Annotated in this window: 16 protein-coding genes; 12 read left to right on the top strand and 4 right to left on the bottom strand. The window is 74.0% G+C overall.

Features of this window, described 5'->3' with window-relative positions:
• Nucleotides 1-46 precede the first annotated feature (46 nt).
• Both IR158_RS04365 and IR158_RS04360 read right to left on the bottom strand, forming a co-directional pair.
• Nucleotides 47-3,088, bottom strand: coding sequence for a bifunctional [glutamine synthetase] adenylyltransferase/[glutamine synthetase]-adenylyl-L-tyrosine phosphorylase (locus tag IR158_RS04365; protein ID WP_291810029.1), 3,042 nt, complete (start codon nt 3,086-3,088; stop codon nt 47-49).
• Nucleotides 3,089-3,092: 4 nt separating this feature from the next.
• Nucleotides 3,093-4,430, bottom strand: a complete 1,338-nt coding sequence (locus tag IR158_RS04360; RefSeq protein ID WP_291810027.1) for a glutamine synthetase family protein — start codon at nt 4,428-4,430, stop codon at nt 3,093-3,095.
• Nucleotides 4,431-4,548: 118 nt separating this feature from the next.
• On the opposite strand from IR158_RS04360, the gene panB reads away from it, so the two are divergent.
• Complete coding sequence (panB, locus tag IR158_RS04355) at nt 4,549-5,370, top strand: 3-methyl-2-oxobutanoate hydroxymethyltransferase (protein WP_291810024.1); 822 nt, start codon at nt 4,549-4,551, stop codon at nt 5,368-5,370.
• 40 nt (nt 5,371-5,410) lie between these two features.
• On the opposite strand, the gene IR158_RS04350 is transcribed toward panB, so the two are convergent.
• Entirely contained in the window at nt 5,411-5,578 is a 168-nt protein-coding gene (locus tag IR158_RS04350) for an SPOR domain-containing protein (protein WP_291810021.1), read from the bottom strand.
• 59 nt (nt 5,579-5,637) lie between these two features.
• Here IR158_RS04350 and map point away from each other — a divergent pair, with 59 nt between their 5' ends.
• The 4 genes from map to IR158_RS04330 all read left to right on the top strand — a co-directional run bounded on the left by map (nt 5,638) and on the right by IR158_RS04330 (nt 9,537).
• The gene (map, locus tag IR158_RS04345) at nt 5,638-6,510 is read left to right on the top strand and encodes a type I methionyl aminopeptidase (RefSeq protein WP_291810019.1); all 873 of its coding nucleotides are present in this window, start codon (nt 5,638-5,640) and stop codon (nt 6,508-6,510) included.
• Nucleotides 6,507-7,289 (top strand): polyphosphate--glucose phosphotransferase, encoded by a 783-nt coding sequence (gene ppgK / locus IR158_RS04340; protein ID WP_291810015.1) that lies wholly within the window; start codon nt 6,507-6,509, stop codon nt 7,287-7,289. The genes map and ppgK overlap by 4 nt, the downstream gene beginning before the upstream one ends.
• Before the next feature lie 130 nt (nt 7,290-7,419).
• Nucleotides 7,420-8,517, top strand: coding sequence for an acyl-CoA desaturase (locus IR158_RS04335; protein WP_291810012.1), 1,098 nt, complete (start codon nt 7,420-7,422; stop codon nt 8,515-8,517).
• Between the two features lie 204 nt (nt 8,518-8,721).
• A complete protein-coding gene (locus IR158_RS04330; RefSeq protein ID WP_291810139.1) occupies nt 8,722-9,537 on the top strand; it encodes a DUF817 domain-containing protein in 816 nt (271 codons plus the stop codon).
• On the opposite strand, the gene IR158_RS04325 is transcribed toward IR158_RS04330, so the two are convergent.
• A complete protein-coding gene (locus IR158_RS04325) occupies nt 9,527-11,002 on the bottom strand; it encodes a class I adenylate-forming enzyme family protein (RefSeq protein ID WP_291810010.1) in 1,476 nt (491 codons plus the stop codon). The genes IR158_RS04330 and IR158_RS04325 overlap by 11 nt on opposite strands.
• A 63-nt stretch (nt 11,003-11,065) precedes the next feature.
• Between IR158_RS04325 and IR158_RS04320 the strand changes: the two genes are divergently transcribed.
• Genes IR158_RS04320 through IR158_RS04290 form a run of 7 tightly spaced genes read left to right on the top strand, consistent with a single transcriptional unit; the run spans nt 11,066 to nt 19,776 of the window.
• Nucleotides 11,066-12,574: an aromatic amino acid ammonia-lyase gene (locus tag IR158_RS04320; RefSeq protein WP_291810008.1), complete on the top strand. Its 1,509-nt coding sequence runs from the start codon at nt 11,066-11,068 to the stop codon at nt 12,572-12,574.
• Nucleotides 12,571-14,124: an NAD(P)-binding domain-containing protein gene (locus IR158_RS04315; RefSeq protein ID WP_291810005.1), complete on the top strand. Its 1,554-nt coding sequence runs from the start codon at nt 12,571-12,573 to the stop codon at nt 14,122-14,124. Before IR158_RS04320 ends, IR158_RS04315 begins: the two co-directional genes overlap by 4 nt.
• Nucleotide 14,125: 1 nt before the next feature.
• Complete coding sequence (locus IR158_RS04310; RefSeq protein WP_291810002.1) at nt 14,126-15,166, top strand: alpha-hydroxy acid oxidase; 1,041 nt, start codon at nt 14,126-14,128, stop codon at nt 15,164-15,166.
• Entirely contained in the window at nt 15,163-16,500 is a 1,338-nt protein-coding gene (locus IR158_RS04305) for a cytochrome P450 (protein WP_291810000.1), read from the top strand. The genes IR158_RS04310 and IR158_RS04305 overlap by 4 nt, the downstream gene beginning before the upstream one ends.
• Nucleotides 16,497-17,762 (top strand): cation:proton antiporter, encoded by a 1,266-nt coding sequence (locus IR158_RS04300; protein WP_291809997.1) that lies wholly within the window; start codon nt 16,497-16,499, stop codon nt 17,760-17,762. Before IR158_RS04305 ends, IR158_RS04300 begins: the two co-directional genes overlap by 4 nt.
• 47 nt (nt 17,763-17,809) lie before the next feature.
• Nucleotides 17,810-18,478 (top strand): response regulator transcription factor, encoded by a 669-nt coding sequence (locus IR158_RS04295; protein WP_291809994.1) that lies wholly within the window; start codon nt 17,810-17,812, stop codon nt 18,476-18,478.
• Nucleotides 18,478-19,776, top strand: coding sequence for a HAMP domain-containing sensor histidine kinase (locus tag IR158_RS04290; RefSeq protein WP_291809992.1), 1,299 nt, complete (start codon nt 18,478-18,480; stop codon nt 19,774-19,776). The genes IR158_RS04295 and IR158_RS04290 overlap by 1 nt, the downstream gene beginning before the upstream one ends.
• Nucleotides 19,777-19,929: the final 153 nt, after the last annotated feature.

Genomic DNA, 19,929 nt, shown 5'->3' with positions numbered 1-19,929 from the left:
CCGATCGACTGTAGGGGCCACCCGTCCAGGCGACCACACGGGCGGCTCAGCCGTAGAAGACGCGCTCCACGACGGCTCGCGCGCGGCGCGCGGTCCGCAGGTACGTCTCCTCGAGCATCCCGCCCGACCCCGGCGGGTGACCGAGCACGCGCGCGACGCCCGCGAGCGCCGTGCGGTCGTGCGGCAGGACGTCGGCGTGCGCCCCCTCGGCGCGCCCCGTCCACAGGACGTTCGCGTCGCGCACGCGGGACGCGAGCAGCCACGCCTCGCGCAGGACGGCCGTGTCGTCCGCCGCGATCAGTCCGGCGTCCCGCGCCGCGTCGAGCGCGTCGAGCGTCGAGGTGGTCCGCAGGCCGGGCACGGCGTGCGCGTGCTGCAGCTGCAGCAGCTGGGCGGTCCACTCGACGTCGCTGATGCCGCCGCGGCCCAGCTTGAGGTGCCGCGAGGGCTCGACGCCGCGCGGCAGCCGCTCGGCCTCGACCCGCGCCTTGATGCGGCGGATCTCGCGCTCCGTGGCGGCGTCCAGACCCCCGGCGGGGTACCGCAGCGGGTCGATGAGCGCGACGAACCGCTCCCCCAGCCCTTCGTCGCCCGCGACGGGCCGCGCGCGCAGCAGCGCCTGGCTCTCCCACGGGGACGACCACCGCTGGTAGTACTCGACGTACGCGTCGAACGACCGCGCCAGCGGACCGTTGCGCCCCTCGGGCCGCAGGTCGGCGTCCACGCTCAAGGTCGGCTCGGGACCGACGCTGCCCAACAGCTGGCGCACCCGCGTGGCCACCGCCACCGCGAAGTCCTGCGCCACCTTGCCGTCGGCCCCGGGCACGGGGTCGTGCACGAACATCACGTCGGCGTCCGACGAGTACGCCATCTCACGCCCGCCCAGCCGGCCCATCGCCACGACGAGGAGCCGGGTCGGGCTCGCGTCCAGTCCCGCGGCGGTCCGGGCGTCGGACTCCGCGACCCGCAGCGTGCCGGCGAGCACGGCGTCGGCCGTCACCGTCAGGCTCTGCGACGCCCGCACCCCCGTCGTCACGCCGAGCACGTCCGCGACGGCCGTGCGCGCCAGCTCCCGCCTCCGCAGGGCGCGCAGCGCCGTGACCGCCGGCACCGGCTCGGCGGCCCGGCGCAGGACCGCGTCCGCCTCGGCGGCGAGCCGCTCGGCGGACCGCGGCGCGAGCTCCGCGTCGTCGTCGAGCCACGTCACGGACTCGGGCGACCGGCGCAGTGCGTCAGCGACGTACCGGGAGGTCGACAGCACGTGCGCGAGGTTCTGGGCCGCGGTGCCCGAGTCCCGCAGCAGCTTGAGGTACCAGTGCGTCGTGCCGAGCTGGTCGGACAGGCGCCGGAAAGCGAGCAGCCCGCCGTCCGGGTCGGCCCCGTCCGCGAACCAGCCGAGCATGACCGGCAGGAGCTGGCGCTGGATCGCCGCCCGCCGGGAGACACCGTCGGTCAGCGCCGCGATGTGCCGGACGGCACCGGCCGGGTCCCGGTACCCGATGGCGGCCAGCCGGGCGCGCGCCGCCTCCGGTGCGAGCCTCGCCTCCTCGGTCGACAGCGCGGCGGTGGCCGGCAGCAGCGGCCGGTAGAACAGCTCCTCGTGCAGCCGCCGCACGTCGCGGCGGGTCGTGCGCCAGCGCGCGAGCAGGCCCTCCGGGCCCTCGGCCCGCATGCCCATCGTGCGGGCGAGGCGCCGCAGGTCCGCGTCGGACGTCGGCACCAGGTGCGTGCGCTGCAGGCGGTGCAGCTGGATGCGGTGCTCCATCATCCGCAGCCACCGGTAGCACACGGCCAGCTGCGCGGCGTGGTCCCGCCCGACGTAGCCCCCGGCGGCCAGCGCCGCCAACGCCGTCAGCGTGCTGGGGCTGCGGATCGTCTCGTCCGCACGCCCGTGGACGAGCTGCAGCAGCTGCACCGTGAACTCCACGTCCCGCAGGCCACCGCTGCCGAGCTTGAGCTGACGGTCCGCCTCGGCGCGCGGGATGTGGGCCTCGACCCGCCGGCGCATCGCCTGCGAGTCCTCGACGAAGTTGTCCCGCTGGACCGCCGACCACACGAACGGCGACACGGCCTCGACGTACGCGCGTCCCACCTCGCGGTCCCCTGCCAGCGGGCGGGCCTTGAGCAGCGCCTGGAACTCCCACGTCTTCGCCCAGCGCTCGTAGTACGCGCGGTGGCTCGCGACGGTCCGCACCAGCGGGCCGTCCTTGCCCTCGGGGCGCAGCGCGGCGTCGACGGGCCACAGCGCGGGCTCGCCCGCCGGGGCGCAGCAGGCGCGCGCCACGCCGGCGGCCAGCCGGGCGCCGGTGACCATGGCCACGTCCTCGGGCGTGCCGTCGACCGGCTCGGCGACGTACACGACGTCGACGTCGGAGACGTAGTTGAGCTCGCGCCCGCCCGCCTTGCCCATCCCGATGACGGCCAGGCGCACGCCGCGCCCCTCGTCGTCGAGCTCGGCACGGGCGAGCGCCAGCGACGCCTCGAGCGCCGCCGCCGCGAGGTCCGCAAGCGCGGCACCGACGCCCGGCATCCGGCTCAGGGGGTCGTCCGCCGTCAGGTCGGTCGCGGCGATCCGGAGCAGCCGGGTCCGGTACGCACGCCGCATCGCGTCGACGCCCGGCGTGCCCGACAACCCTGCGACTGGCACCTCGGCGTCGGGGTCGGCGTCGACGGCACGCAGCAGCTCGGCACGCACCTGTCCCGCGTCCACACCGAGGCCGGGGGCCGGATCCGCGACGACGCGCAGGTTGCCCGGGTGCGCGGCGAGCGTGTTGCCGATGGCGGACGAGGCGCCGGTCAGCGCGAGCAGCCGGCGACGCGCCGGCCCGTCGTCGGCCAGCACGTCGCGCAGCAGGCCCGACAGCGCCGGGTCCCGCTGCACCGCCCCGGCCACCTTCGCGAGCGCGAGCAGGGCCTCGTCGGGGTCACCGACGTCGCCCAGCCCGCCGACGACGTGGTCGACCGCGTCCGGGTCCACCGCGCGCAGCGCCGCGTCGGCCAGGAGTCGCTCCGCACGCGGCACGTCGGCCACGCCCACCCGAGTCAGCCGGGCTGCGACAGAGGCGCCGCGGCCCGTGGACGTCGACATGGCGTCAGATCAGCGGCAGGAACCGCTGCAGCTCGTACGGGGTCACCTGCGCACGGTACTCGGCCCACTCCTGGCGCTTGTTGCGCAGGAAGTAGTCGAAGACGTGCTCCCCGAGCGTCTCGGCGACGAGCTCGGAGCGCTGCATGACCTCGATCGCCGCCTCCAGCGACGTCGGCAGCGGCTCGATGCCGAGCGCCTTGCGCTCGGCGTCCGTCAGCTCCCAGACGTCGTCGTCGGCGCCCTCGGGCAGCTCGTACCCCTCCTCGATGCCCTTGAGCCCGGCCGCGAGCAGCACCGCGAACGAGAGGTACGGGTTGGTGGCCGAGTCCACGGCGCGGTACTCGACGCGGCTCGAGTTGCCCTTGCCGGGCTTGTACATCGGCACGCGCACGAGGGCGGAGCGGTTGTTGTGCCCCCAGCAGATGAAGCTCGGCGCCTCGGCGCCGCCCCAGAGCCGCTTGTAGGAGTTGACGAACTGGTTGGTCACCGCGGTGATCTCCGCGGCGTGCCTCAGCAGCCCCGCGATGAACGACCGCGCGACCTTCGACAGCTCGAGCGGCGCCCCCGCCTCGTGGAACGCGTTGCGGTCGCCCTCGAACAGCGACAGGTGCGTGTGCATGCCGGAGCCCGGCTGGTCCGCCAGCGGCTTGGGCATGAAGGACGCGAACACGCCCTGCTCGAGCGCGACCTCCTTGACCACCGTGCGGAACGTCATGATGTTGTCGGCGGTGGTGAGCGCGTCGGCGTACCGCAGGTCGATCTCGTTCTGGCCCGGGCCCGCCTCGTGGTGCGAGAACTCGACCGAGATCCCCATCGACTCGAGCATCGTGATCGCGGCGCGCCGGAAGTCGTGCGCGGTGCCGCGCGGCACGTGGTCGAAGTAGCCGCCCTGGTCGACGGGCACGAGGGGACGCGTCGGGTCCGCCGGTGCGTCGAACAGGTAGAACTCGACCTCGGGGTGCGTGTAGAAGGTGAAGCCACGGTCGCTCGCGCGGTCCAGCGCGCGCTTGAGGACGTACCGCGAGTCGGCGAGCGACGGCTCCCCGTCAGGGGTCAGCAGGTCGCAGAACATGCGCGCGGTGCCGTGCCGCTCCCCCCGCCAGGGCAGGATCTGGAACGTCGACGGGTCGGGCTTGGCGATCATGTCGGCCTCGTACACACGCGTGAGGCCCTCGATCGCGCTGCCGTCGAACCCGATGCCCTCACTGAACGCCTGCTCCAGCTCCGCGGGCGCGACGGCGACCGACTTGAGCATCCCGAGCACGTCCGTGAACCACAGACGGATGAAGCGGATGTCCCGCTCCTCGACGGTTCGGAGCACGAACTCCTGCTGCCTGTCCATGGCGTACATCCTGCCTGATGACCGGCTCCTGCGGTGCGTCCGTCCCACAGGTGGCGGAGCGCCTCGTCTGTGCGCTGGCCCACAGCGCCCGGCGCCCACCCGCCGATAGGCTCGGCGCATGTCGACCAGTGACGCCCCGACACCCCGCCGCGTACGCGTGCACCACCTGCTGGCAGCCAAGGAACGCGGTGAGCGCCTGACCATGCTGACGGCCTACGACGCCGTCACGGCACGGATCTTCGACGACGCAGGCGTCGACATGCTGCTCGTCGGCGACTCCATCGGGAACACCATGCACGGGTACCGCACGACACTGCCGGTGACCCTGGACGAGATCGTCGTCGCCGCTCGCGCCGTCGCCGGCGCCGCCCGCCGCGCGTTCGTCGTCGCCGACCTTCCGTTCGGGACGTACGAGGCCGGCCCGGAGCAGGCGCTGGCCAGTGCCGTGCGGATCATGAAGGAGACGGGCGTCGCTGCGGTGAAGCTCGAGGGCGGGCACCGTTCGGTGCCCCAGATCCGCGCCCTCACGCAGGCGGGGATCCCCGTCGTCGCGCACCTCGGGTACACGCCGCAGTCGGAGAACGCGCTGGGCGGGCCCCGTGTGCAGGGCCGGGGCCACGCGGCCGAGGAGATCAGCGACGACGCCGTCGCCGTGACGGACGCCGGTGCGGTCGCGATCGTGCTGGAGATGGTGCCCGCGCCCGTCGCCGCCCGCATCACCGAGGTCGTCCGCGTGCCCACCATCGGCATCGGCGCCGGCCCGCAGTGCGACGGCCAGGTGCTGGTGTGGGTGGACATGGCCGGCATGGGCGACTGGTCACCCCGGTTCGCGAAGCGCTTCGGGGAGGTCGGCGCCGCCCTGACGGCGGCCGCCCGCGACTACGTCGACGAGGTGCGCTCCGGGTCCTTCCCGGAGGCCGCCCACTCCTTCGACTCGTGAGGCGCGCGCCCGGTCACGGTGTCGTGACCGGGCGCGGAGCTCACCCCTGCTCGTCCTGCGCGTCCCACGCGTCGTTGCGGGCGCGGGCCTTCTCGAGCGCCTGCGCGGCCTCCTCACGCGTCGCGTACGGACCCATGAGCTGCGACCAGTCGCTCTGGCGGCCCTCCTCCACCTGGTTGGTCCGGGTGTTGTAGAAGTACTCGGTCACGTCGGCTCCTCCTGGTCCCGGCGGGCCGTGCCGCCCCGTCGCTACGTAGACTGCCAAGCATGCCGTCGGTCCACTCGCCGCGCACCGCGCTCGTCCCCGGGCAAGTCAGCCCCCGACGACCCGTGCCCGCGCGCATCCCGCGTCCGGAGTACGTCGACAGGCCCATGCCCGCACCGTGGCGAGGACCCGACGTCCTCGACGACGACACGGTCGCGCGCGTCCGTGTCGCCTCGCGCATCGCCGCACAGGCGCTGCAGGAGGTGGGCCGCCACGTCGCCCCCGGCGTCACGACCGACGAGCTCGACGCGATCGGCCACCAGTTCCTGGTCGACCACGACGCGTACCCCTCGACGCTCGGCTACCGGGGCTTCCCCAAGTCGCTGTGCACGTCCGTCAACGAGGTGATCTGCCACGGCATCCCGGACTCGACGGTGATCGAGGACGGCGACATCGTGAACATCGACGTCACGGCGTACATCGGCGGGGTGCACGGCGACAACAACGCGACGTTCCTGGCCGGCGACGTGGACGAGGAGTCGCGACTGCTCGTCGAGCGCACCCGCGAGGCGCTCGAGCGCGGCATCAGGGCGGTGCGGCCGGGACGCGCGATCAACGTCATCGGGCGCGTCATCGAGAAGTACGCGGCACGCTTCGGCTACGGCGTCGTGCGTGACTTCACGGGCCACGGCGTCGGTCCCGCGTTCCACACCGGCCTCGTCGTGCCGCACTACGACGCGGCACCCGAGCACGCCACGCTCATCGAGCCCGGCATGGTGTTCACGATCGAGCCGATGCTCGACCTGGGCACCGAGGACTGGGAGATGTGGGACGACGGGTGGACGGTCGTCACGGCCGACCGGCGCCGCTCTGCGCAGTTCGAGCACACCCTGCTGGTCACCGACACCGGAGCGGAGATCCTGACGCTGCCATGAGCAAGGACGCGAAGCACAAGCACACGGAGGCCGACACCGCGTTCGGCATCGACATCGGCGGGTCCGGCATCAAGGGTGCGCCCGTCGACCTGCGGTCCGGCGAGTTCACGGCCGACCGGGTGCGCATCCCCACGCCGCAGCCGGCTACGCCGCAAGCCGTCGCGCGGACGGTCGCGCAGGTCGTCGACTCGTTCGACCTCCACAAGGGCGTCCCGATCGGGGTGACGTTCCCGGCGGTCATCCTGCACGGCGTCGCGCAGTCGGCCGCGAACGTGGACGACTCCTGGATCGGGACGGACGTGGCCGCGACCGTCGGCGGGGCGACGGGCCGGCGGGTGCTGGCCGTGAACGACGCGGACGCCGCGGGGTACGCCGAGGTCGTCTACGGCGCCGCGAAGGGTGTCCAGGGGGTCGTCCTGGTCGTCACGCTGGGCACGGGCATCGGCTCGGCGCTCGTCGTCGACGGGGTCCTGGTGCCCAACACGGAGCTCGGCCACCTGGAGATCGACGGGCACGACGCCGAGTCGCGCGCGTCCGACGCCGCCCGCGACCGCGAGGACCTGTCGTTCGAGCAGTGGGCGCAGCGCCTGCAGCGGTACTTCTCGGTGGTCGAGAACCTGTTCTGGCCCGACCTCATCGTCGTCGGCGGGGGGGTGAGCAAGAAGCACGAGCAGTTCCTGCCGCTGCTGGACCTGCGCACCCGCATCGTCCCCGCAGGGTTGCGCAACGCCGCGGGGATCGTGGGCGCGGCGCGGCTCGCCGCGACCGGTGGTCGCTGACGACCCCTGCGAAACCCGATCGCCGCTACCCCGGGACAGCGAACCTACGGTCGCGTAGGGTGGGGCCATCCGCACGACGAGCAACCGCTCCACCCCACGGCTGGGAAGTCGAATCAGCCCTGGAGGTCATGTGGCTGCTGCACCCGTAACTGCGCCCCCCGTCCCGACGCGTCCCCGTCAGGCGGCCGCGACCGGCAGCTATCACGAGCTGTCCGCGCAGGTGCGCGAGGCAGGACTGCTCGAGCGCACACCCGGCTTCTACATCTCGCTGCTCGCGGGGCTCACCGCCGTCCTCGGCGGCCTGGTCACGGCGTTCGTGCTCCTGGGCCACTCGTGGTGGCAGCTGCTGGTGGCCGCCGGCCTCGGCCTGGTCCTGACGCAGTTCGCGTTCGTCGCGCACGAGGCGTCCCACCGCCAGGTGCTGCTCACCGGCCCGGCGAACGACCGGCTCGGCCGGGTGCTCGCCAACGGCGTCGTCGGCATCAGCCACTCGTGGTGGATGACGAAGCACACGCGGCACCACGCCAACCCGAACCGGGTCGGCAAGGACCCCGACATCGAGTGGGACACCATCTCCTTCCTCGAGGAGGACGCCGCCAAGCAGCGCGGACTCATGGCGGCCATCACCCGCAAGCAGGGCTGGCTCTTCTTCCCTCTGCTCACGCTCGAGGGCGTCAACCTGCACGTCCTGGCGTACAAGAGCCTCATCGCCGCACCGAGGTCGCGCGCCCGCACGCTCGAGCTGACGATCCTCACGGCCCGCCTGAGCATCTACGTGGCACTCGTGGTCTGGGCGCTGCCGATCGGCCTGGCAGCCGCGTTCCTCGCGGTGCAGCTCGCCGTGTTCGGCGTGTACATGGGCGCGTCTTTCGCTCCCAACCACAAGGGCATGGCGATCATCCCGGCCGACAGCCGGCTGGACTTCCTGTCCAAGCAGGTGCTCACGTCCCGCAACATCGGCGGCGGCACGACCGTCACGATGCTCATGGGCGGACTCGACGCGCAGATCGAGCACCACCTGTTCCCCAACATGCCGCGGCCCCACCTGGCCCGCGCCCGCCGCATGGTGCGCGAGCACTGCGCGCAGGTCGGCATGCCGTACACGGAGACCTCGCTGGTCCGCTCGTACATGCTGGTGATCCAGTACCTCAACCGCGTCGGCCTGTCCGCCCGCGACCCCTTCGACTGCCCGATGGTCCAGCGGTACCGTCCGCGTTCCACCCGCTGATCCCCGACGCGGCGCCCAGCGTGGGGCGCCGCACAGGATCTGCACAGGTCCCGCCGTGAACCCGACGGCGGACGACGCCCGCCCACCGCAGCGCCGCGGTGTGATGGGCACGTGCTCCGCGACCTGCGTCTGGCCCTCCCCGGGCCGGGCGCGCGCGAGCTCACGGTGGTCGAGGAACGCATCGACACCTGGGCCCGTGCGCGCCTGGTCCGGCTGCGTACCCGCAGCGTGCGCGCGGGGCTCGTCGAGCTCACGGTGTTCGTGCTCAAGCAGGGGTGGGCGTGCCTGTTCGGCGCGCTGCTGCTCGTCCTGCTGCTCGCCGCCCGGTTCTGGTACCCCGACGACGCCTGGCTGGCCCGCAACGACGCGCTGACGCTGGCCGCGCTCGCGCTGCAGGTCGGCATGCTCGCGAGCCGGCTCGAGACCCTCCGCGAGATGCGGGTCGTCCTGCTCTTCCACGTCGTCGGCACGGCGATGGAGCTCTTCAAGACCGATGTCGGCTCGTGGTCGTACGCCGCCGAGGGGGTGCTGCGCGTCGGCGCGGTCCCGCTCTTCTCGGGGTTCATGTACGGCGCCGTGGGCTCCTACCTCGTGCGCGTGTTCCGCATCTTCGAGCTGCGCTTCGACCGCTACCCCCGCCGCTGGGTGACGGCCGTCCTGGCCGTCGCGATCTACGTCAACTTCTTCACGCACCACTGGGTGGCCGACGCGCGCTGGGTCCTGCTGGCCGGTGTCGTCGTGGTGTACGGGCGCTCCGTCATGCACTTCCGGGTGCACGCCGCCCGTCTGCGGATGCCGCTGCTGCTGGCGTTCACGCTGGTCGCTGCGTTCATCTGGGCGGCGGAGAACGTCGCCACCTTCGCGGGCGCCTGGCTCTATCCCTCGCAGGTCGACGGCTGGGTGGTCGTCGGCGGCAGCAAGCTCGTGTCGTGGTTCCTGCTGATGATCATCTCGGTCGTGCTCGTGACCTGGGTGTACCCGCCGCGCGCGCCCGGCGCTGCCGACGACGTCACGCGGTGACGACGGCCGTCGGCAGCGCCGACTTGTCCGGCTTGCCGCTGGCTGCCAGCGGGACGTGGTCGACGAGGGTCACGGTCCGCGGCACCGCGAGCGCCCCCAGGCTCCCGGCGACCCGGTCGCGCAGCACCGCCGCGTCCGGCACCTGGCCGTGGGCGGCGACGACCCACGCGTGCACCGCCTCACCGGTGACGTCGTCGGGCCGGGCCGCGACATAGGCCTCCGCGACCGCGGGGTCCTGCTCGAGGACGCGCTCGACGGCACCGGCGTGCACGAGCTGCGCGTCGACGATGACGACGTCGCGAGCGCGGCCCTCGAGGTGCACGTACCCCTCGGCATCGACGTGCCCCAGGTCGCGGGTGCGCACCCAGCCGTCGGCGAACACGCCCACCGTCTCCTGCGGGTCACCCCAGTAGCCCGACGCCTGCGCGGGCGTGCGCACCCACAGCTCACCGTCCCGCTCGCGGACGTCGACGCACGCCGGTGGCCGGCCCACGGTGGCGAGCACGGCGGGCGCGGCCAGCATCTCCTCCGGCGAGACCATGGCGATCATCCCCGTCTCGGTCTGCCCGTAGCCGTGGAAGACGACGGGCCCGAGCACGTCGAGCGCCTCGGCGAGCCGCGCGGGGGCCAGGGGCGAGCCGGACACGAGCAGCGCGCGCAGGGTCGACAGGTCGGCCGGGTGCTCCCGCTGAGCGCGGACGAGCTGGTGCAGACGCCCGACCGTGATGACGCTCGCGGTCGCGCGGTGCCGCACGATCGCGTCCGGGAATCCGGGCGGCCGTGCGGCCACCAGGACGCCGCCCGCACTCAGGGTGAGGACGGCGTACTCGAGCATGACCTGGCTGCTGAGCGACCCGAACACGAGGTAGCGGTCCAGCCGGGGAGCCAGCGCCGCCACCGCCGGCGGCCACTGCTCGGGGTACGGCGCCCACGCGGCGCTCATCGACGCGTAGGTCTGGACGCACCCCTTCGGCCGGCCGCTGGTGCCGCTGGTCCAGGTGATCCGCGCGACGTCGGCAGGCTGCCCCGCCGCCTCGACCGGCGCCGCCGGCGGCGACGTCAGCAGCCACGCCAGGCGCGCCTCGTCGACGACCACCGCGACGTCGGCACGCGCGAGCACGTCGGTCCGCTGCTCCGGCGTGAGGCCGGGCGGCATCCCGCACACGCGCGCGCCCACCGTGAAGGCGGCGACGGTGGCGGCGAAGGCCTCGGGCGTGACCCCGAGGTCGAGCGCGGCGCCGACCCCCGGGCCGACGCCCGCGGCGCGCAGCCCTGCGACCACGCGCGCGACCGCGTCCCGCATCTCCCCCGCGTCCACGACCCGGTCGCCGTCCTCGAAGACGGGCCGGCTCGGGTCGCGCGCGAGCAGGTCGAGCACCGGCTGCGGCCACAGCGCGGCGCGCCGCCGCCCCGTCCTCACGTCGTCCGTCGTCACGTCCTCGTCCCCTGCGTGGTCCTGCGCCATGCCGGCGACGCTAAGGTGACTTATCTCACATAGTTCTGAAATCAACTACCTACCGTCGACCTCATGACAGCCCGTGCCGCGCTGAGGACCCGCGTCGACCTCGCCTCCCCCCTGCGGACCCACGACCTCGTGGCGTCCGCCGGCCCTGTCGACGTCGTCGTCCCGCTCGTGGCACGCGAGCGCACCAGCGCGGCACGGGCGTTCCTCGACACCGCGGTCGGCGACGACCGTCCGGTCTACGGCCGCACGACGGGCTTCGGCGCGCTGGTCGGGTTCCGCGGCCGGGCCGACGGCTGGGACCAGGCCGACAACACGCTCGCGCACCTCGGCGCCGGTCAGGGCCCGACGCTCCCCGCCGGACTGGTCCGGGCCACGGTGCTGGTGCGGGCCCGGTCGCTCGCGCAGGGCGCGTCGGGGGTCGGGCCGCACGTGCTCGACGCGCTCGCCGCGATGCTCGGGACCACGTTCGCGCCCGTCGTGCCGCGCTGGGGGTCGGTGGGCGCCAGCGGCGACCTGGTCCCGCTGGCCGCCGTCGCGGCCGCCCTGCGCGGCGACGGCGAGGCGGACGTCGACGGACGGCGCATGCCGGCACGTGAGGCGCTCGACGCCGCCGGCCTGACACCCCTGCGGCTCGACGGCCGCGACGCGCTCGCCCTGGTCAACGGCACGTCGCTCACGACCGCCGCGCTCGCGCTCGCGCTCGGCGGCGTGCGTGAGGTGCACACCGCGCTGGTGAGGCTCACGTGCCTGCTCACGGACCTGCTCGGCTGCGACGGGCAGTTCACCGACGCCGACCTGCTGGACCGGTACGCCCACCCGGGCGCGGCCGTCGTCGGTGCCCGCATGCGCGGGCTCCTGACGGGTCTCGTGCCGTCGGGCACCCGCGCCCTGCAGGAGCCCTACTCGATCCGCTGCACGCCGCAGCTGCTCGGCGCCGCGCACGACGCGCTGCGCTACGTCGAGGACGTCGTGACCGCCGACCTCGCCGGGGTGAGCGACAACCCCCTGCTGTTCCCGGAGGACGACAAGGTCGTCCACGGCGGCAACTTCTTCGGTCAGCCGGCGGCGTTCGCGGCCGACCTGCTGGCGCTCGTGTCCGCACAGCTCGGCAACCTCGCCGAACGTCAGCTGGACCTGCTCGTCGACCCGGTCCGCAACGGCGGCCTGCCGCCCATGCTCGCGGCCGGCCCCGGGCTCCAGCACGGGCTGCAGGGGGTGCAGCTGGCCTCGACGGCCCTGGTCGCCGAGCTCCGCCGGGACGCGACCCCGGCGAGCATGCAGTCCCTGTCGACCAACCTGCGCACGCAGGACGTCGTCCCGTTCGGCACGCAGGCGGCGCTGCGCTCGCTCGACGGCGTCTCGGTGCTCCGGCTCCTCGTCGGGTCGCTCGCCCTGGGCCTGCGCCAGGCCGCCCACGTCGGCGCGCGACCCCCCACCGCACCCGCGTCGCGCGCGCTGCTCTCCTCACTCACCGCCGCCGTGCGTCCCGTCGACCCCGACCGCCCTCTGCAGCAGGACGTGCGCACCGCCGCGCACGTCGTCCTCACCACCGACCCGGAGGACCAGCCATGACCCTCGACCACCTCGTGATCGGAGCCGGGCCCGCCGGCCTGCAGCTCGGCGCGCTCCTGGAGGCGGACGGCCGTCGGGACTACCTCGTCGTCGACCGCGCCGACGTGCCCGGTTCGTTCTTCACGCGCTACCCGCGCCACCGCCGGCTCATCTCGATCAACAAGCCGCGCACCGGCAGCGACGACCCCGAGCTCAACCTGCGGCTCGACTGGAACTCGCTGCTGAGCGAGGACCCGGACCTGCGGTTCACGCGCTACACCGACCGCTACTTCCCGGACGCCGACGTCATGGTGCAGTACCTCGCCGACTTCGCCGAGCGCTCGAAGGTGCGCGTGCGGTACGGGGCACCGGTGACGCGCGTGTCGCGCCGCGACGACCTGTTCGAGGTGCAGGTCGGCTCCGACACCCTGACCGCCCGCTCGGTCGTCGTCGCCACCGGGGTGAGCCGGCTGCACCGCCCCGCGATCCCGGGGTTCGACCTCGTCGAGGGCTACGACACCATGTCCGTCGACCCGCAGGACTACCTCGACCAGCGCGTGCTCATCATCGGCAAGGGCAACTCGGCGTTCGAGACCGCCGACGCGCTCATGGAGACGACGACCGTCATCCACGTCGCCGGGCCCGACTCGGTGCACCTGGCGTGGCGGACGCACTACGTGGGGCACCTGCGCGCGGTGAACAACAACTTCCTCGACACCTACCAGCTCAAGTCCGCCAACGCCGTGCTCGACGGCACGGTCGAGCGGATCGAGCGTGACGCCGAGGGCCTCGCGGTGACGTTCCGCTTCACGCGGGCAGACGAGACCCGCGTGCTGCACTACGACCGGGTCCTGGGCTGCACGGGGTTCGCGTTCGACCCCGCGGTGTTCGACGACACCTGCCGGCCGGCGCTGGCGATCGGGGGACGCTTCCCCGCGCAGACCGACGAGTGGGAGTCCGTCGACGTGCCCGACCTGTTCTTCGCCGGGACCCTGAGCCAGCAGCGCGACTTCAAGCACTCGACCAACGGGTTCGTGCACGGCTTCCGGTACGCCGTGCGGGCGCTGCACCGCGTCCTCGAGCGCCGGTACGGCGGTGAGCCGTGGCCGTCGGCGCCCGTGGAGGCGACGCCCGCGGCGATCACGGCAGCCGTGGTGGAGCGCGTCAACCGCACGTCCGCGCTGTGGCAGCAGTTCGGGGTGCTGGCGGACGTCGTCGCCGTGACGGACGGTGCGGCGCGCTACCACGAGGAGGTCCCGGTCGCCTACCACTCCCGCATGGGCATGGGACCGGACGGTCACGACGACGACGCGTTCGTCGTCACGCTCGAGTACGGGCCGGACCACGACAAGGTCGACCCGTTCGACGTGGGCGTGCAGCGGATCGCCCAGGACACGCCGGGGGTCGCGCACGACGCGGCCTACCTGCACCCGGTCGTGCGGCACCACCGCCGGGGTGAGCTCGTCGCGACCCACCACCTCGCGGAGAACCTCGAGAACCGGTGGGACCGGCCCGACGCCCACGTCGCCCCCCTGGAGGCGTTCGTGGCCGGTGCGCTCGCGGGGCGCTGACGTGGACCCGGCCGGCCGGGCGCGGGAGGTCGAGCGCGGCGCGCGTGACGTCCTGGAACCGGCGCACTTCGACTACCTGGCCGGCGGGGCGGGAGACGAGCGCACGCTCACGGCCAACGAGGAGGCGTTCGCACGCCGCCGGCTGGTGCCCCGGGTCCTGCGCGGCCCGGGCCCGGTCGACCTGTCGACCGACCTGCCGGGCGTGCGGCTGGCAGCGCCCGTCGTCGTCGCACCGACCGCGTTCCACCGCCTCGCGCACCGCGACGGCGAGGCCGCGACGGCGGCGGGCGTCGCGGCGGCAGGCGGCCTGCTCACCGTCAGCACGATGGCGACGACCGCGGTCGAGGACATCGCCGCCGCCGGCGCCGCCCTGTGGTTCCAGCTGTACGTGCAGCCGGACCGTTCGTTCACGGCCGCCCTGGTCGCGCGCGCCGAGGCGGCGGGCTGCCGCGCCGTCGTGCTGACGGTCGACTCACCGGTCCGCGGACGCCACGCGCGCGACGAGCGGCACGGGTTCACCGAGCTGCCCGCCGGGATGGTGTGCGAGAACCTGCGTGCCGCGGACGGGCGCGTGCGGGACCTGGTCGTCGACCCCGACCTCGGCTGGGACGCCGTCGCGTGGTTGCGCGGCACGACGTCCCTGCCGGTCCTGGTCAAGGGCGTGCTGCACCCCGCCGACGCGCGCCTGGCCGTCGAGCACGGCGTCGACGGGATCGTCGTGTCGAACCACGGCGGCCGCCAGCTCGACGGTGCCGTGAGCACGCTCGACGCGCTGCCAGCGGTGGCCGACGCCGTCGCCGGGCGCGTGCCGGTGCTGCTGGACGGCGGCGTGCGCAGCGGCGTCGACGCGCTCGTCGCGCTCGCACTGGGCGCCGACGCCGTCATGCTGGGCCGTCCCGTGCTGTGGGGGCTCGCGCTGGGCGGTGCCGACGGAGTGCAAGCCGTGCTCGAGGACCTCACGGACGAGCTGGCGCACGCCATGGCACTGGTCGGCGCCCACCGTCCGGCGGACCTGACTCCCGACCTGGTGACCGTCCCGTGAGCCCCGTGGTCGCGGGCGTCGCGGTCGCCCTCGTGGCGGCGTGGACGCTGCCGCGCTGGCTGCCGCGCGCCGTCGTCCGGCTGCGCGAACGCGTGTTCACCTGGGTCAACGGCACCGAGGGCATCCCCGTGCCGGGCCCCACGGTCGGCTCCGAGCACTTCGAGCGGGTCTACTCGCACCCGGCCGCCGACGGCCGCAGCGCGGGCGCCGGGCTGTCCGACCTCTTCTGGTACTGGCTGTCGCCGGGTCCGCACATGCACCAGGAGCACCTCGAGCCGGGCGAGCGGTACCGGACGGTCGCCCGCACGACCCGCCAGGTCCTGGCTGTGCGGCACGCGCGCAGCGACGAGCTCGCGACCGCCGCCGCACGACGCGCCCTCGACGCCCTGCCCACCGACCGCGCGACCCGGGTCCGGCTGCGCGACCTGCTCATGCCGGTGTGGGCGGAGGTCTACCACGAGCTCGTCTTCGACGAGCCCTGCCCGCCCGACGCGCGCGAGCTGGTCGTCGCGAACGCCGACGACGTCGTCACGGCGCTCAAGGGCACGGGACTGCGCCACATGGGCCGCCGTGACCGGCTCACGCGCTACCTGCAGCGCCGCGTCGAGGACGGGACGTGCCCGGTGGTGCTGCCCCCACCGTTCACGGCGCAGGAGACGGCCTGGTACCTGCAGGGCGCCTTCTTCAACACCGCGGTCGTGCAGATGTCCGAGGCCGCCGCGCACGTCCTGCTGTGCGCGGGTGCGTACGGCCCGGCACGGGACCAGGTGGACGACGACGACGCCCTGGACCGGATCGTCGACGAGACGCTGCGCGTGCACCCGCTGTTCGGCGTCGCGCACCGCATCACGTCGGCACCGATCGTCGTCGACGACGAGGTCACGCTCCCCACGGGCTCGGTGCTGCTGTTCAACTACCTCGCGTACCAGCGCACCGGTGCCGCCGACGACGACGTGTTCGACCCCGAGCGGTGGCGCACCCTGCGGCACCACGACGCGCACTTCATCCCCTTCGGCGTGACCGCCAACCGGGCGTGCCCCGCGCGGGGGTCGGCCCCCGTCATGCTGCGCGCCGTCCTGCGCGAGGTCCTGCGGCGGTTCGACGTGACGTCGACCGGCGCCCACACGCGGTCGATGCCGAACCGCGGCCCGGCGTACCTCACGCCCGTCGGCGTCCCGGGGCCCGGCAGCGCTCGCCTGGCGGCGATGCGGCTGGGCGACCGGTGGTCGGACGTGGGGCGGTCGGTGCAGCAGCTCGTCCTGGGCACCGCGATGGTGCTCCACGCCCGGCACCTGAAGCCCTGCACCACCTACGTCACGGAGGTCCGCGCATGACACCGGTCGAGCTCGCACCGCGCTTCTTCCTCGCGGTCGTCGTCATCCTGCTGGTCTGCCGTGGCGTGTCGTGGCTGATGGGGCGCGTGGGTCAGCCGCCCGTCGTGGGCGAGATGGTGGCCGGCGTCCTGCTGGGCCCCTCGCTGCTGGGGCTGCTGCTCCCGGGGGCCCAGGAGGCCCTGTTCCCCGCCGACCTGCGTCCGGTGCTGTACGTCGTCGGGCAGATCGGCCTGGTGCTCCTGATGTTCCACGCCGGCTTCGCCTTCAGCACGCACAGCACCGGAGGGCTCGCCCGCACGGCGGCGGCCGTGTCGCTGGCCGGTGTCACCGCTCCCCTGCTGCTGGGGATGGGGCTGGTCCTCGTCGCGGCCGGCCACGTGCCGCTGGCCCCCGACGGCGTGCCGGTGGGCGTGGTGGCCGCGTTCGTGGGCGTCGCGCTGGCCATCACCGCGTTCCCGATGCTCGCGCGCATCATCACCGAGCGCGGGCAGGCGGGCACGCGGCACGGGTCGATCGCCCTGGCGAGCGGCGCCGTGGACGACGTCGTCGCGTGGGTGCTCCTGGCCGTCGTCCTGGCCGTCGCCACGGGGAGCCCGGGACCGGCGCTGGTGACGGTGGGCGGCGCGACGGTGTTCGTCGCGCTGGTGTGGTTCGTGGCCCGCCCCGGCATGCTGCGGCTCATGTCGACCACCCGCGTCGACGACCCGGCACGCCTGCTGGGCACCGTCGCGATCCTGTTCGCGGCGGCGTGGTTCACCGACGAGATCGGGCTGTACGCGGTGTTCGGCGCGTTCGCGCTGGGCCTGGCGCTGCCACGCGGCCCGGCGTCCGAGCGCGTCGTCGGCGCACTCACGCCCGTCACCGCGGTGCTCGTACCCCTGTTCTTCACCTACTCGGGCCTCAACACCCAGTTCGGGCTGTTCACCGAACCGTCCGTGCTGCTGTTCGCCGTCGCGTGCGTGGTGGTCGCGATCGTCGGCAAGTTCGGGGCCTGCTGGTTCGCGGCGCGGCGGCGCAGCGAGCCCCAGGGTGTGGCGCTGCGGGTCGCGTCGCTGATGAACGCGCGCGGACTCATGCAGCTGATCGCCCTGAACATCGGGCTCGAGGCGGGGATCGTCGGGCCGGCACTGTTCACGGTGCTCGTCCTCGTCGCGCTCGTGACGACGATCATGACGAGCCCGCTGCTGTCGTGGGTCGAGGACCGCCACCCCCTCACGGAGGCCGCACCGACCCCCGCACCGCACGTTCGGGCGACGCTGTGACGAGACAGGTATTACTCAAGTCACACGAGGTGTGCGATGGTCAGGACATGCCCGGACGACCGCACCGGCTCCTCGTGGTCGAGGATGACCGAGAGCTCAACGACATGCTGGCCGAGGTCCTGACCGACGAGGGGTACGTCGTCGACCAGGCCCGCGACGGCCACCGGGGCCTGCACCTGGGCCTCACACGGCCCTACGACGTGCTGGTCGTCGACCGCCGCCTGCCGGCGGTGGACGGCCTCGACATGCTGACGCGGCTGCGTGCCCGTGCCGTGTCGGCCCGTGCGCTCGTCCTGACGGCGCTCGGCACGGTCGCGGACCGCGTCGCCGGGCTCGACGCGGGCGCCGACGACTACTTGGTGAAGCCGTTCGAGCTCGACGAGCTCAGCGCCCGGATCCGGGCGCTGTGCCGCCGCGTCGACGAGGCCGACACGCACCTGCCGGTCGGCGGCGCCTCGCTCGACCTCGTGACGCGGCAGGTCGTGCTCGGCAACGGCCGGCAGGTCGACCTGTCGGCTCGGGAGCACGCGCTGCTGCGTGCCCTCGCCGAGCGTCCGCAGGCGGTGCACACCCGCTCCGAGCTGCGCCGCCAGGTCTTCGCCGACACCGAGGCCGCCTCGATCGTCGACACCTACGTGTACTACCTGCGCCGCAAGCTCGGTCGCGACGCCGTCAGCACCGTGCGCGGCGCGGGCTACCGGCTGGGCGCCCTGTGATGGCGCCGACGCCCGAGGAGCGGGTCGTCCGGCGCGCGCGCCTGCGGATCGGGTCCCTCGTCGGGCTCGTGGTCGCAGCGCTGCTCGGCCTCGCGGGCGCCATCTCCTACGGCGTCCTGCTGCACAGCCAGGAGCAGCAGATCGACGGGGAGCTCGCGTGGGGCGTCGCCCACGGCACGATCGCCGGGCCGCCGGCCTGCAGCTGGATCATCACGTTCGACGGGACGTCCGTGGACACCGGGGTCGCCCCGCCACCGGACGGCTTCCCGCTGCGTCAGGCCCTGGTCGAGGTCGCCGCGTCGGGGGTCGCGCAGGACACCCGGATCACGCAGGACGGCACGGTCTACCACGTGCGCACCGCACGGAACGGCGACGAGGTGGTGCAGGCGGTCTTCGACGCACGCTTCCAGCTCGCCGACCGCCGTCACCTGCTGGTCGCGTTCGGTGTCGCCGCCGCCGCCGGAGCGCTCGCCGCCGTCGTGAGCGGCGTCGTGGTGGGCCGCCGCGCCGTCGCTCCCCTCGCCGACGCCCTGCACCGCCAGCGCCGGTTCGTCGCGGACGCGAGCCACGAGCTGCGCACCCCGATCGCGCAGGTCCACGCGCGCGCCCAGCTGCTCGTGCGCCGGGCCCGCGCGGCCGACGACCACGTGCAGGCGCGCGACCTGGACCGGCTCGTCGCCACGACGCGCCGCCTGGGCGAGATCGTCGACGAGCTCCTGATGTCCGCGCGGCTCGCGGCCACGCAGGACACCGTCGCCACCCGCCCCGACAGCACGGACGTCGACGTCGCCGCCCTCGTCGAGGACGCGGTCTGCGCCGACGCCGCTCGCGCGGCCGAGCGCGGCGTCACGATCACGGCGCTCACCGACGACGACCTCCCGCACGTCCGGGGCATCACCTCGGCGCTGCGCCGCGTCGTCGCGGAGCTGCTCTCCAACGCCCTGACCCACACCCCGCCCGGCGGGCACGTCGCCGTGTGCGCGAGCACGTCCGAGCAGGGACGGACCGTGGAGGTCGTCGTCACCGACACCGGTGAGGGCTTCGACCTCGCCGACCCGGAGCACCTGTTCGACCGGTTCCACCGCGGACCCGGCGACGACGAGCGCCGGTTCGGGCTCGGCCTCGCGCTACTGCGCGAGGTCGTCACCAGCCACGGCGGCACGATCTACGCCGTGGGGCAGCCCGGCGAGGGGGCGACGTTCACGGTGCGGCTGCCGGCGGCGCCGACGCGCCGCACGGGCGCCGGAGTCACCGCGCCCGGGGCCGAGGAGGCCGAGCGCGCGACGGCCGGCCTGTGACCGCGAGGGCACCGGGTGGGCGGATGAGCCAGCCGGTACGCCGGGTTCTGAAGCACGAAATCGTGGCCTGGGCGTTTACTGCCGTGGCGGCTCCATGGAGGCGACAGGGATGTCGAGGCAATCACGTCTAGACGTACTAGACTTGTTATGTCT

Source organism: Cellulomonas sp. (assembly GCF_015234515.1).
Taxonomy (GTDB): Bacteria; Actinomycetota; Actinomycetes; order Actinomycetales; family Cellulomonadaceae; genus Cellulomonas.
Note: the sequence above shows the minus strand (reverse complement) of the source record. Positions and strands in the feature narration are given on the sequence as shown.